The sequence below is a fragment of the Kitasatospora sp. NPDC127111 genome (genome assembly GCF_042677465.1).
GTDB lineage: Bacteria > Actinomycetota > Actinomycetes > Streptomycetales > Streptomycetaceae > Kitasatospora.
Map to the genome: position 1 here is coordinate 69,532 of NZ_JBHXTG010000036.1, position 12,024 is coordinate 81,555.

Annotated in this window: 11 protein-coding genes and 1 pseudogene; 10 read left to right on the forward strand and 2 right to left on the reverse strand. The window is 74.5% G+C overall.

From position 1 onward, the window contains the following. Positions 1–3: 3 nt before the first annotated feature. On the forward strand, positions 4–750 hold the full coding sequence (gene ppgK, locus ACFVHB_RS22035) for a polyphosphate--glucose phosphotransferase (RefSeq protein WP_380324726.1): 747 nt from the start codon (positions 4–6) through the stop codon (positions 748–750). A gap of 38 nt (positions 751–788) precedes the next feature. Here ppgK and ACFVHB_RS22040 read toward each other — a convergent pair whose 3' ends face one another. Continuing rightward, positions 789–1,370 carry a DUF6542 domain-containing protein gene (locus ACFVHB_RS22040; protein WP_380324729.1) on the reverse strand — a complete coding sequence of 194 codons (582 nt, stop codon included), beginning with the start codon at positions 1,368–1,370 and terminating at the stop codon, positions 789–791. 262 nt (positions 1,371–1,632) lie between these two features. Between ACFVHB_RS22040 and ACFVHB_RS22045 the strand changes: the two genes are divergently transcribed. From ACFVHB_RS22045 to ACFVHB_RS22065, 5 genes are all read left to right on the forward strand, one after another. Continuing rightward, on the forward strand, positions 1,633–2,025 hold the full coding sequence (locus tag ACFVHB_RS22045; RefSeq protein WP_380324732.1) for a glyoxalase: 393 nt from the start codon (positions 1,633–1,635) through the stop codon (positions 2,023–2,025). A gap of 75 nt (positions 2,026–2,100) precedes the next feature. After that, positions 2,101–3,174 (forward strand): redox-regulated ATPase YchF, encoded by a 1,074-nt coding sequence (gene ychF / locus ACFVHB_RS22050; RefSeq protein WP_380324735.1) that lies wholly within the window; start codon positions 2,101–2,103, stop codon positions 3,172–3,174. A 177-nt stretch (positions 3,175–3,351) separates the two neighbouring features. Continuing rightward, positions 3,352–3,633: a type II toxin-antitoxin system Phd/YefM family antitoxin gene (locus tag ACFVHB_RS22055; RefSeq protein ID WP_100588909.1), complete on the forward strand. Its 282-nt coding sequence runs from the start codon at positions 3,352–3,354 to the stop codon at positions 3,631–3,633. Continuing rightward, positions 3,630–3,884, forward strand: coding sequence for a Txe/YoeB family addiction module toxin (locus ACFVHB_RS22060; protein ID WP_380324738.1), 255 nt, complete (start codon positions 3,630–3,632; stop codon positions 3,882–3,884). The genes ACFVHB_RS22055 and ACFVHB_RS22060 overlap by 4 nt, the downstream gene beginning before the upstream one ends. A 199-nt stretch (positions 3,885–4,083) precedes the next feature. Further along, positions 4,084–5,433 (forward strand): M20 family metallopeptidase, encoded by a 1,350-nt coding sequence (locus ACFVHB_RS22065; RefSeq protein WP_380324741.1) that lies wholly within the window; start codon positions 4,084–4,086, stop codon positions 5,431–5,433. A gap of 92 nt (positions 5,434–5,525) precedes the next feature. Here ACFVHB_RS22065 and ACFVHB_RS22070 read toward each other — a convergent pair. Further along, positions 5,526–6,664 (reverse strand): annotated as a pseudogene (locus ACFVHB_RS22070) (dihydrofolate reductase family protein). Between the two features lie 169 nt (positions 6,665–6,833). Here ACFVHB_RS22070 and ACFVHB_RS22075 point away from each other — a divergent pair. From ACFVHB_RS22075 to ACFVHB_RS22090, 4 genes are all read left to right on the forward strand, one after another. Beyond that, a complete protein-coding gene (locus tag ACFVHB_RS22075; protein ID WP_380324743.1) occupies positions 6,834–8,222 on the forward strand; it encodes a hypothetical protein in 1,389 nt (462 codons plus the stop codon). Positions 8,223–8,376: 154 nt separating this feature from the next. Then, positions 8,377–9,195 (forward strand): methyltransferase domain-containing protein, encoded by an 819-nt coding sequence (locus ACFVHB_RS22080; protein WP_380324746.1) that lies wholly within the window; start codon positions 8,377–8,379, stop codon positions 9,193–9,195. A gap of 156 nt (positions 9,196–9,351) precedes the next feature. Beyond that, positions 9,352–10,914, forward strand: coding sequence for a DUF4190 domain-containing protein (locus ACFVHB_RS22085; protein WP_380324749.1), 1,563 nt, complete (start codon positions 9,352–9,354; stop codon positions 10,912–10,914). Between the two features lie 344 nt (positions 10,915–11,258). Further along, on the forward strand, positions 11,259–11,675 hold the full coding sequence (locus ACFVHB_RS22090) for an NUDIX domain-containing protein (RefSeq protein WP_380324761.1): 417 nt from the start codon (positions 11,259–11,261) through the stop codon (positions 11,673–11,675). The last annotated feature ends 349 nt before the right edge of the window (positions 11,676–12,024 follow it).

Here is a 12,024-nt window from a genome sequence, read left to right on the forward strand (position 1 = left end):
GTCATGACGGCGGTATTCGGTGTGGACATCGGCGGTTCGGGCATCAAGGGTGCCCCCGTCGACCTCGGCCGGGGCGTGCTCGCCCAGGAGCGGTACAAGGTCCTCACCCCGCGGCCCTCCGCACCGGAGGCCGTGGTCGCCGCCGTCCGCGAGGTGGTCGAGCACTTCGACCACCGGGGCCCGGTCGGGCTCACCTTCCCCGGCGTGGTGGTGAACGGGCAGACCAGAACCGCGGCCAACGTCGACAAGGGCTGGGTCGGGCTGGACGCCGCGGGCCTGTTCCGCGAGGCGCTCGACCTGCCGGCCACCGTGCTCAACGACGCCGACGCGGCCGGGCTCGCCGAGCTCACCCACGGCGCCGGGCGCGACCACGCGGGGGTCGTCATGGTCCTCACCTTCGGCACCGGCATCGGCAGCGCCCTCTTCGTGGACGGCGTGCTGGTGCCCAACACCGAGCTGGGCCACCTGGAACTGCGCGGCAAGGACGCCGAGCGGCGGGCCTCCTCGGCGGCCAAGGAGCGGCACGACCTGAGCTGGGAGCAGTGGGCGGGCCGGGTCGACGAGTACCTCGACCTGGTGGAGATGCTGTTCTCGCCGCAGCTGATCGTGATCGGCGGCGGGGTGAGCCGCAAGCACGAGAAGTTCCTGCCGCTGCTGCGCGGGCGCGAGGCCCGGGTCGTCCCGGCGGAGCTGCGCAACGACGCCGGGATCGTCGGGGCGGCGATGGCGGCGGCCCACGCCGCCGGCTAGGGCGGGTACGGGACGGAGGGGCCGCCCGGCCGCTCCGCTCAGCGCGCGCGGTGGATCCGTCGCTGGGCCACGAAGCGGGCGAGCACGATGGCCGCCGCCAGCCCGGTGCCGGAGAACAGCCAGCCGGCCCGCAGCGCCAGGCCGGTCGCCAGCGCCACCACCTGGGCGGTCACCCCGGGGGAGGCGACCGGGCCGAGCAGCAGCAGGGCGACGGCGAAGCCGATCGGTCCGCTGATCGGCGCGGCCAGCAGGTCGGCGAAGCGCACCCGGACGGCCAGCTGGAAACAGATCACCAGGTAGCCGACGCCGAACACCACCCCGAGCCCGCCGAAGACCAGCCGGTCCAGGCCGGCCACCGCGACCGTCGCGACCAGGGCGGCCACGCCGGTGCCGACGGCGGTCAGCCGGGTCGGCCGTCCGGTGCGCCGGCGCCCGTAGAGGCGGCCGTTCGGGCGGCCGTCACCGCGTTCGCCGGTGCGTTCCCCGAGGCGCCCGTCCAGTCGTTCGCCGGTGCGCCCACCGGTCCGTTCGCCCGCCCGTTCGCCCGTCCGGGTGCCGAACGGCAGCCGCAGCCGGGGCCGGGCCGCGCCCGAGCGGCCGCGGTCGGGTGCTCCGGCCACGGGGCGTAGCCGGGAGGAGGCCGCGGCGGCGGCCGCCGGCTCGGTGGTCTCGGGGGCCCGCCCGGGCCCGGGAACGGCGGCCCCGGCCGCACCGTTCGGCGATCGGCGTCTGGGCCCTGGCGGCTGGGTTCGGATGCTCTGCTCCACCCACCCAACGTACGGTCCGATCATCGCCACACTGTGTAATGGTCGTCCGGACCTTGCTCCGTGTCTTCGAACGGAGTACTGGTGTGATCGTCGCTCAACTCCTCACGGGAGAAGCATGACCAGCGAGTTCGCCTTCGAACGCCTGCACCACGTCCAGCTCGACATGCCGGCCGGCGCGGAGGACGAGTGCCGCGCCTTCCGGCACGGCGTGCTCGGCATGACGGAGCTGACCAAGCCCCCGGTGCTGGCCGCCCGCGGCGGCTGCTGGTTCCGCGGCGGCGGGGTCGAGGTGCACCTGGGTGTGGTGCCGGAGTTCCGGCCGGCCCGCAAGGGGCACCCGGGCATCCAGGTCCGGGCGCTGGACGCGCTCGCCGAACGGCTGGCCGCCCACGGCCACGAGGTCGTCTGGGACGACAACCTGCCCGGTCACCGCCGCTTCCACTCCAGCGACCGGCTGGGCAACCGTCTGGAGTTCCTGGAGCCGGTACCGGCGGAGGCGGGCGCCTGAGCGGCTGCCCGTAGACTGGGGGATCGGCCCGTACGGTGCCGACCCAACTCCTCCAAGCCCACGGGACTGCGCTTCATGTCGCTCACGATCGGAATCGTCGGCCTGCCGAACGTCGGCAAGTCGACCCTGTTCAACGCCCTGACCAAGAACGACGTGCTGGCGGCCAACTACCCGTTCGCCACCATCGAGCCGAACGTCGGCGTCGTCGGCGTCCCGGACGAGCGGCTGGCCAAGCTCGCCGAGATCTTCGGCTCGCAGCGCATCCTCCCGGCCACCGTCGACTTCGTCGACATCGCGGGCATCGTGCGCGGCGCCAGCGAGGGCGAGGGCCTGGGCAACAAGTTCCTCGCCAACATCCGCGAGTCGGACGCGATCTGCCAGGTCGTCCGCGCCTTCACCGACCCGGACGTGGTGCACGTGGACGGCAAGGTGTCGCCCAAGGACGACATCGAGACCATCCACACCGAGCTGATCCTCGCCGACCTCCAGACCATCGAGAAGGTGCTGCCCCGGCTCCAGAAGGAGGCGCGCCTCAAGAAGGACACCGCCCCCGTGCTGGCCGCCGCCGAGGCCGCCCAGGCGATCCTGGAGACCGGCAAGACCCTCTTCGAGGCCGGCTTCGACACCGCCCCGATCCGCGAGCTGCACCTGCTGACCGCCAAGCCCTTCCTCTACGTGTTCAACGTGGACGAGGACGAGCTGGCCGACGAGGACTTCAAGAACGCCCAGCGCGAGCTGGTCGCCCCGGCCGAGGCGATCTTCCTCAACGCCAAGATCGAGTCCGAGCTGATCGAGCTGGACGACGCCGAGGCCCTCGAACTCCTCCAGTCCATGGGCCAGGACGAGCCCGGCCTCGCCACCCTCGCCCGGGTCGGCTTCGACACCCTCGGCCTGCAGACCTACCTCACCGCCGGCCCCAAGGAGGCCCGCGCCTGGACGATCAAGAAGGGCGCCACCGCCCCCGAGGCCGCCGGCGTGATCCACACGGACTTCCAGAAGGGCTTCATCAAGGCCGAGGTGATCTCCTTCGCCGACCTGGTCGAGACCGGCTCCATCGCCGAGGCCCGCGCCAAGGGCAAGGCCCGCATCGAGGGCAAGGAGTACGTCATGCAGGACGGCGACGTGGTGGAGTTCCGCTTCAACGTGTGATCGTGTGGTTGCGTTGAGATAGCTCGATCTGTCAACTGTGCAGGTCGGTCGGGGCCCGCCTCTCTTGAGGCGGGCCCCGATCCCTTTTCCGCGCTGACTCGGTGCTGACGTGTTCGGATCGTCGCCCCCACTTGAGTGGTACGTTATCTGGTACCACTGGCGGAGGGAGCTCAGTCGATGTCGATCACTGCCAGCGAGGCGCGCAAGGCCCTGTTCCCGTTGATCAAGAAGGTCAACGACGACCACGAGGCCATTGAGATCGTCTCCAAGCACGGAAATGCCGTACTCGTCTCGGCGGAGGACTATGCCGCCTTGCGTGAAGGCTCCTACCTGCTGCGCTCGCCGGTGAACGCCCGCCGCTTGCTCAAGGCGTACGAGAACGCCCTCGGCGGCACAGGGCTTTCCGAGCGGGAGCTCATCGACCCTGATGCGGCGGACGGCGAGAAGGGCGCCGCGTGAGGCTCGTCTTCGAGGAGACCGGCTGGGAGGACTACACCTCCTGGCTCAAGAGCGACCGCAAGATGCTCGCCCGGATCAACAAGCTCATCGAGGACGTCCTGCGTGACCCGTTCACCGGGATCGGCAAGCCCGAGCCGCTGAAGTACCACTTGCCCGGGGCCTGGTCGCGGCGGATCGACGACGAGCACCGTCTCGTCTACTTGGTGACGGAACGGGAGATCATCGTTCTGGCCGCCCGCTACCACTACTGAGGGCTGGCTGCGAGTTCGCGGCACCGTGCTGGTTCTGGAGTGTCGCCCTCCGATTCTTCGAGACGAAAAGACATTGACCGCCGTGCGCGATCACTTGGTTGACTGATCATCAACTGTGCGGGGCGGGTGACCGGAGATCTCGGCACCCGCACGGCCGTCCGGCCCGGCCCGCGCCGCGTGAACCACTGGGGGGAAGTCAGTGACTCGTCCGAACAAGCCTGCCCTGAGCCGCCGCACGCTGCTGGGAGGCACGGCGGCGGCCGGAGTCGGGGCCGTCCTGGCATCCGGCACTCCCGCGGCGGCGGACCCCGGCCGTCGGCGCAACCCGATCGACCAGGCCGCGGTCGACGCCGTCGCCGCGCGGCTCGACGACAGCCTGATCGCCCTGCGGCGCGACCTGCACCAGCACCCCGAAACGACGGGACTGGAGGAGCGGACCGCCGCGGCGGTGGCGGACCGGCTCCGCGCGGCAGGGCTCGAGGTCACCACCGGGGTCGGCGACATCGTGGTGGGCGAGGAGACGAAGCACACCGGGGTGATCGCGGTCCTGAGGGGCGCGCGCCCGGGGCGGACGGTGGCGTACCGGGCCGACATGGACGCGGTGCCGGGGAACGGGATCATCGCCAAGGACCCGAAGGTCCCGGCGGCGACGGCACACGTCTGCGGCCACGACCTCCACACCACCGTGGGCGTCGGCGTCGCCCAGGTGCTGGCGCAGCTGCGGAGCCGGCTGAGCGGCACGGTGGTCTTCCTCTTCCAGCCCGGCGAGGAGGGTTTGGCGGGCGCCCAGGCGCTGATCGACACCGGGGTGCTGGAGGACGGGGGCGTCGAGGAGATCCACGCCCTGCACTGCGGGCCTTACCCGGTGGGGCAGTTCGCGGTGACGCCGGGCAGCGGGCTGCCGGGCCAGGACTGGGCCGCGGTCACGCTGACCGGGCCGGACGCGGTCGCGGCGGCGGGCCGGCTGAAGGCGGAGATCGCCGGACTCGCCACGGTGGCCCCGATGCCGGCGCTGGCGTCGTCGGACGCCTACCTGGAGCACATGGTCGCGGACGTGCAGACGCCGGACGGGCCGCTGGCCCGGTTCGTGGTGGTCCGCGCCAGGGCGGGGGACAAGCCGGACGCCGAGGGCCGGGTCACGGTCGACGTGACCTTCCGCTGCTGGCCCGAGGAGCGCAACGTCGAGATCCGGGAGGAGATCCGCCGGCTGGCGCAGCCGTACGGCGGGGCGGTCACCTTCCCGAAGCCGCCGTTCCCGGCCCTGGTCTGTCCCGAGGACGACGCCAACGCGCTGGCCCGGCACCTGCGCTGCGAGCTCGGCCCCGGCTCGGTGACGGTGAACCACGCCGCGTTCCCGTTCAACGGCGAGGACTACGCGCTGTTCCTGGAGCGCGTCCCGGGCACCTACAGCTTCCTCGGGGTCCGCACCCCGGGCGCCGCGATCATGACCAGCTACCCGCACTGCGAGACCTTCGTCCCGGACGAGCGCGCGATCGGCGTCGGCGTCCGGGCGATGGCGGGGTGGCTCGCCGCCCGCACCCGCCGGTGAGCGGCGGCCGGGGCTGAGGCCCGCACCCTCGCCGTCGGCCGGCGCTGACGGCGAGGGCGCCGGCCCCTGCCGCCCCGGGGGCGGTGCCGGCGTCAGCCCAGCAGGTGGGCGTTGACCGCGCGGGCCTCCTCGGCCAGCTCCGGCAGCTCCACCACCTCGACCCCGGCCGCCTCCAGCAGGGCGGTCCCCTGGGTGTCCGCGACGAAGGTGTCCGGCTCGCTCCAGGCGACCACCACGCGCGGGACGCCCGCCGCGATCAGCAGCCGGGCGCACGGGCGGGGGCGCGAGGCGCGCTGCCCGCAGGGCTCCAGCGAGCTGTAGACGGTCGCACCGCGCAGCCGGGGGTCGCCGGCCGGCAGCTTGGCGAGGGCCGCCTCCTCGGCGTGGTCGTGCGGGTCCGTCTCCCGGCTGAAGCCCTCGGCGAGCACCTCGCCGTCCGCGCCGACGACCACCGCGCCGACCGAGAACGCCGTGTCGGAGGGCGGGCAGCGGCGGGAGAGCTCGACGGCCCTGCGGAGGAAGCGCAGGTCGGACGGGTCGGCGGTCACGGGGTGGGCTCCTTGGGGGCGTACCTGAGCAGGACGACGTCACCCACGGTACGGGCCTCCAGCAGCCGCATCCGGCGGGCCGGGCCGCCGGGGAAGGCGGCGGGGTGGACGAAGCGCGGCGCCGCGGCCTGGCCGACCAGCAGCGGGGCGACGGCGAGCTGGAGCTCGTCGGCGAGACCCTGGGCGAGGAACTGGGTGTGCACGCCGCCGCCGCCCTCGACCATCAGCCGCCGCACCCCGCGGGCGGCGAGGTCGTCCAGCACCGCGCCGAGGTCCACCGAGCCGCCGAGCGCCACCACCTCGGCCAGCCCGTCCAGCGCCGGCCGCAGCACGGCGGCGCCCGCGTCCGTGGTGTAGGCGAGCTTCCCGCCGCCGGTGTGCCAGAACCGCAGGGACCGGTCGAGCGCGCCGCTCGCGCTGAGCGTGACCTTCAGCGGGTACTCGGGCCGCCCGGCGGCGCGCCGGGCCGCCCGCCGGCCGGGGTCGTTGACCAGCAGCCGGGGATTGTCCGCGCGCAGCGTGTTGCCGCCCACCAGGATCGCGTCGGCGGCGGCCCGCTCCTCGTCCACCCGGTCGAAGTCGGCCGGGTTGGAGAGCAGCAGCCGTTCGGGGGAGGCGTCGTCGAGGTGCCCGTCGAGCGACATCGCGGCGCTCAGCAGGACGAAGGGGCGCGGGCGGGTCATGGTGGAACCGTTCTGTCGGGTGCCCGTCCACCGTACGGCCCGGCCGCGGGCGCGAACCGCACGAGGTCTGCTGTTCGTCCGGCGGCCCGCTGACGGAGGGGCGGCGTTCGCCGAGGGGCCCCACCCTGGTCCGGACCTCGCACCGCCCCCACGTCGAAGGGCTGCCACCGTGTCCCGCCTCTCCCGCGGCCTGCTCCCGGCCGTCGCCGTCGCGGCTGCCGCGCTGCCGGTGCTCGCGCTGCTGCCGGCCGCACCCGCCGCCGCCGTGACGTACGGAACGCCCACGATCACGCTCTCGGCCGGGTACCTCTCCGGCGCGGTCGGCGCCACCGGGGACCCGACGGTCACGGTCACCGTCGCCCAGAGCGGCGCCGCCGCCTCCGCGCTCACCGTGGCGGCCTCGGCGAGCACCCGCAGCTCGGTCGCCCGCACCGGCGACGTCACCGTCACCGGCACCACCGGCACCCGCACCCTCGCCGTCGCCGCGCAGGGCGTCGGCTACACCGACCTGACCATCAAGGTGACCGGCCTCGGCGGCAAGACCGCGTCGAAGACGCTGCACTACGCGGCCTCGGCGGCCGTCCAGTCCTCGGCCGCGAGCCGCTACCTGACCGGCTCCAGCGACGCTTCGGCGGCGGTGGACGCGGGCGGCGGCTACATCGTGGTGGCCGACGACGAGTCCAACGTGCTGCGGCTGTACGACCGCAACGCCTCGGGCGGGCCGGTCCGCAGCTGGGACTTCAGCTCGGCGCTCGGCGTCTCCAAGGAGATCGACATCGAGGGCGCCACCCGGGTCGGCGACACCGTCTACTGGACCGGCTCGCTGGGCAACAACAAGGACGGCGTGGTCAAGCCCGACCGGCACACCGTCTTCGCCACCACGGTGAGCGGCTCGGGCGCCGCGACGCAGCTGACGCTCGCGGGCGCGTACACCGGCCTGCGCGACGACCTGATCGCGTGGGACCAGCGCAACGGCGACCGCTACGGCTTCGCGGCGGGCGCGGCGGACGGCCAGGCGCCCAAGCAGATCGACGGATTCAACGTCGAGGGCCTGGAGTTCGCGCCGGGCAGCTCCACCACCGCGTACGTGGGCTTCCGCGCGCCGCTGGCCCCGGCGGTCACCGGCGGCCGGGCGCTGATCGTGCCGGTCACCAACTTCTCGTCGCTGCCGGGCGGCTCGACGCACGCCACGTTCGGCGACCCGATCGAGCTGGACCTCGGCGGGCTCTCGGTCCGCGACCTGCGGCGCAACGCGCTCGGCCAGTACCTGATCGTGGCCGGCTCGTGGGCGGCGGACGACAACTCCGACCCGTACGCGCTGTACCGCTGGGACGGCCTGCCCGGCTCGCGACCCGTCAAGGTGCTGGACCTGCCGACCAGCGACGCGGGCGGCTGGGAGGCCGTGCCGGACGTCCCGGACCTCACCGCTCCCGGCGCCCGGGTGCAGCTGATCACCGACGACGGCTCCGCCGTCCTGTACGGCGACGGTGTCGCGGCGAAGGACCTCACCCACCCCGAGTGGAAGAAGTCGCGCACCACCTGGTTCACCCTCAACTAGGCGCGACGGACGGCGAAAGCCCTCGGCCGGGCACCCGGCCGAGGGCTTTCGCGCGCTCACGTCCGATCGCCATGTGAGACGAATTCTCTCGCCATGCGGGACGGGCGGTAACGTCGGAGGCGTCGGAGAACCGAGACCGCCTCAGGGGGACGCCATGTCCGGACCGCAGCCCACCGCCGCCTACACGCACGGCCACCAGGAGTCCGTGCTGCGCTCGCACCGCTCCCGTTCCGCCGCCGACTCGGCCGCCTACCTGGTGCCGCACCTGCGGCCCGGGCAGGCCGTGCTGGACGTCGGCTGCGGTCCCGGCACCATCACCGCCGACCTGGCCGAACTGGTCGGCCCCGGTGGGCGGGTGGTGGCCGTCGACACCTCGCCCGAGGTGCTGGAGGCGGCGGCCGCGCACGCCGCCGGGCGGGGCCTGTCCAACATCGTCTTCGAGATCGCGGACGTCCACCGACTGCCCTACGCGGACGGTGAGTTCGACGTGGTGCACGCCCACCAGGTGCTGCAGCACGTGGCCGATCCGGTGGCCGCCCTGCGGGAGATGCGCCGGGTGACGGCGGAGGGCGGCGTGGTCGCGGCCCGGGACGTCGACTACGCGAGCATGACCTGGTACCCGGAGGCGCCCGAGCTGGACCGCTGGCTGGAGCTGTACCGGCGGATCGCCCGGGCCAACGGCGGCGAGCCGGACGCCGGGCGGCGGCTGCTGTCCTGGGCCAAGGCGGCGGGCTTCACCGACGTCACCGCGTCCTCCAGCACCTGGACGTTCGCGACGCCGGAGCGCCGGGAGTGGTGGGGCGGGATGTGGGCCGACCGCACGGTGGCCTCCGGCGTCGCCGCGACGGCGGTGGCGGGCGGCCACGCGGACCGGGCGGAGCTGGAGCGGATCGCGGCCGGCTGGCGGGGCTGGGCGGCGGCCGAGGACGGCTGGTTCTCGATGCTGCACGGGGAGGTGCTGGCCCGCGGGTAGGGCGTGCGGACCGGGCGGGCGAAAGGGACGGGAGGCGGTCGGCAAGATCGGGTAGAGTCGCGCGTCCGTTCCCATCGCCGGGGTGTGCTCCGTCTGCGGAACGTTCGAGTCATCTGCCGAGCTGATGCCCGTGACCGGCGGGCCGGGGGAGTCCACGTGCCCAGTCCCGAGCCCGACGCGCCCGCCCCCGCGCCGGACGCCCCGGCGGCCGACGCCGCTCCGGCGGACGTCGCGGTGCCGGACGTTCCGGTGGCGGACGCTCCGTCGGACGGCTCGGCGTCGGCGGGCCCCGGGGCGGACGGTCCCGTGGCGGATCCGCGCGTGGTGGACGCCCCGGCCCCGGACGCTCCTACCCCGGACGCTCCGGCCCCGGATGCTCCGATCCCGGACGCTCCGGCGTCCGACGCGGGGGTGGAGCTGATCAAGCCCTCCGGGTGGGACGCCGCGCCGCCCGCCCCGGACGCGCCCGCCGTACCGCCCCAGTCGCCCGAACTCCCCGCGCCCGCCGCACCCGCGGACCCGTGGGCCGCCCCCGACGCCCGGGCGCTGTCCGGCGCGCCCGTGCCCCCGGTCCCGCCGCCGCCCGCCACCGGCTGGGCCGCCGTCCCGCCCGGTGCGCTGTCCGGCTACCAGCCCGGCTACGCCTACCCGCAGGCACCCGAGGTCACCAACGGCTTCGCCGTCGCCGCACTGATCACCGGCCTGCTCTGCATGTGGCCCCTCGCGTTCGCCTTCGGCACGATCGCGCTGGTCCAGATCCCCAAGCGCAACGAGCGCGGCCGCGGCATGGCCGTGACCGGCGTGGTCCTCGGCGTCCTCGGACTGCTGAGCTTCCTGGTGCTCTTCATCGGCGCCCTCGCCACCGGCGTCGACGCGTCCGACCGGACCGACCGCCCGGCGCACCTCCCGAAGGCCCCGCCGGGATCCGTGCTCTGGTCCACGCTCAAGGCCGGCGACTGCTATAACCCGCCCGGCGTCCCGGCGGGCGACGACCCCGAGGGCGGGGATCTGACCGTCTCCTGGGTGCTCAAGGCGCCGTGCGCCGGACCGCACTTCGGCGAGGTGGCCGGCACGGTCCGGATCCCGGACGGCGACGGCCCCGGTTACCCGGGCGAGAGCCGCCTGCGCGAGCGCGCCGCCACGCTCTGCGGCCCGGTGCTCGACGAGTACGCCCTCGACTACTGGGCGGTGCCGGACGGCATGGAGGAGGTCTACCTCTACCCGAGCCGGGCCAACTGGAAGTCCGGCGAACGCTCCGTCACCTGCGCCTACGAGGACCGCTACACCCAGCACCGGGGCAGCGTCCGGACCGACCGGGCCGCTCTGACCCCGGCCCAGCTCGGCTACCTGGAGGCCGCCCGGGCCTTCAACAACGCGTACTGGAACGAGCCGGACGCCGAGGTCGCCCACGCGAACGCCGAGTACCGGGCGTGGGCCCGGCAGATGGCCGACGCCTCCCGCAAGGAGGCCGAGGAGCTCTCCAAGGGCTCGACGGTCTGGCCGGAGGCCGCCAGGCCGAAGGTGGCCGAGCTGGCGGCCGCCCAACGGGAGGCGGCCACCGCCTGGGACACCGCGGCGAGGACGACCGACGGCACCGCGCTCGAGCGCGAGGTGCGGCGGGCGAAGTCGCTGGTGGCCAAGTCGGCGAAGCTCTCGCTGGAGATCCGCCGTGAGCTCGGCCTCTCGACCGGCGAGCAGGTCGGCGACATCCAGACCTGACCCCGCCGCGGAGGCGTCCCGGCGTCCTGGCCCCGCCGGCCCCGGACCGGTCTTACCGGGCGTTAACCGGGCCCGTACCTGCCGGTAGCGAGCCGGGCGTAGCGTCCGGTGGACGCGGCCCCGGCCCGACCCCCACGCGGGCCGGGGGCCGTGCCCGCCACCGCGCCCCCTACGCTCGGCGCATGGACACCTTTCGGGTGATGCGGCAGGACGACAACGGCAACCGGTTCACGGTCGCCCGGGGCCTGGAGCGGGCCGCGGCCGACGGGCTGGCGGCCGCGTTCGAGGCCCGCGGCCACAAGCAGCTGTACTGGGTGGAGCCGGAGGGCCATAGGGTCGGGGACATGGAGAACCGGATCGTCGTCGGCGGGGCCATCGTCCACCAGGGCCGGGTGCTGGCCGCCCGCCGCAGTGCGCCGGCCGAGGTGGCCGGGCGCTGGGAGTTCCCGGGCGGCAAGGCCGAGCCGGGCGAGACCGAGACGCAGGCGCTGGAGCGGGAGCTGCTGGAGGAGCTGGGCATCCGGGCGCGGGCGGTGGAGCGGCTGCCCGGCGCGTGGCTGGTCCGGCCGGGCCTGGAGCTGCACCTGTGGGTGGCCGGGCTGGTCTCCGGTGACCCGCGGCCGCTGGAGGACCACGACGAGCTGCGCTGGCTCGGCCCGGACGAGCTGGCCGAGGTCGACTGGCTGGACCACGACCGCGCCGTCCTCCCGCACCTCGCCCGCCTCCTCGCCGCCGCCCCCGCCGTTCCCACCGCTCCCTGACCGACCGCCCCCCCCGGAACACCCCCGGCACCCGGCCCGCGGACCCCTGCCGCCGGGCCGCCGCACGCCCCCGCCGCCGGGCGCCCGCGCCGGGCAGGACGCCGCCGGGGCGCGCCCTACGCCAGGTAGGTCAATCGGAAAAGCCGCCCCGGAAGCCGGGATAGCCTGGGTTCTGCTGGGTATGTCACTTTTCGGCACTATTCGTCACCATCGGTGAGCCGCCCCCAGCCGGCGCCGCCGATCCCGACCAGAGCCGGAGGCCCCGTCGGTGTCGAGTACCGGTAGCGGCGGCGGGGGAGTGCGACGCGCGGGCACCGGGGGGAGCGCAGCCGCCCGCGCCCGCCTGCGC

What these genes read in the sequence shown, in the direction of transcription:
- ACFVHB_RS22090 (WP_380324761.1), top strand. Translation starts at nt 11,259, where the DNA reads ATGGAGAACCGGATCGTCGTCGGCGGGGCCATCGTCCACCAGGGCCGG.
- ychF (WP_380324735.1), top strand. Translation starts at nt 2,101, where the DNA reads ATGTCGCTCACGATCGGAATCGTCGGCCTGCCGAACGTCGGCAAGTCG.
- ppgK (WP_380324726.1), top strand. Translation starts at nt 4, where the DNA reads ATGACGGCGGTATTCGGTGTGGACATCGGCGGTTCGGGCATCAAGGGT.
- ACFVHB_RS22055 (WP_100588909.1), top strand. Translation starts at nt 3,352, where the DNA reads ATGTCGATCACTGCCAGCGAGGCGCGCAAGGCCCTGTTCCCGTTGATC.
- ACFVHB_RS22080 (WP_380324746.1), top strand. Translation starts at nt 8,377, where the DNA reads ATGTCCGGACCGCAGCCCACCGCCGCCTACACGCACGGCCACCAGGAG.
- ACFVHB_RS22045 (WP_380324732.1), top strand. Translation starts at nt 1,633, where the DNA reads ATGACCAGCGAGTTCGCCTTCGAACGCCTGCACCACGTCCAGCTCGAC.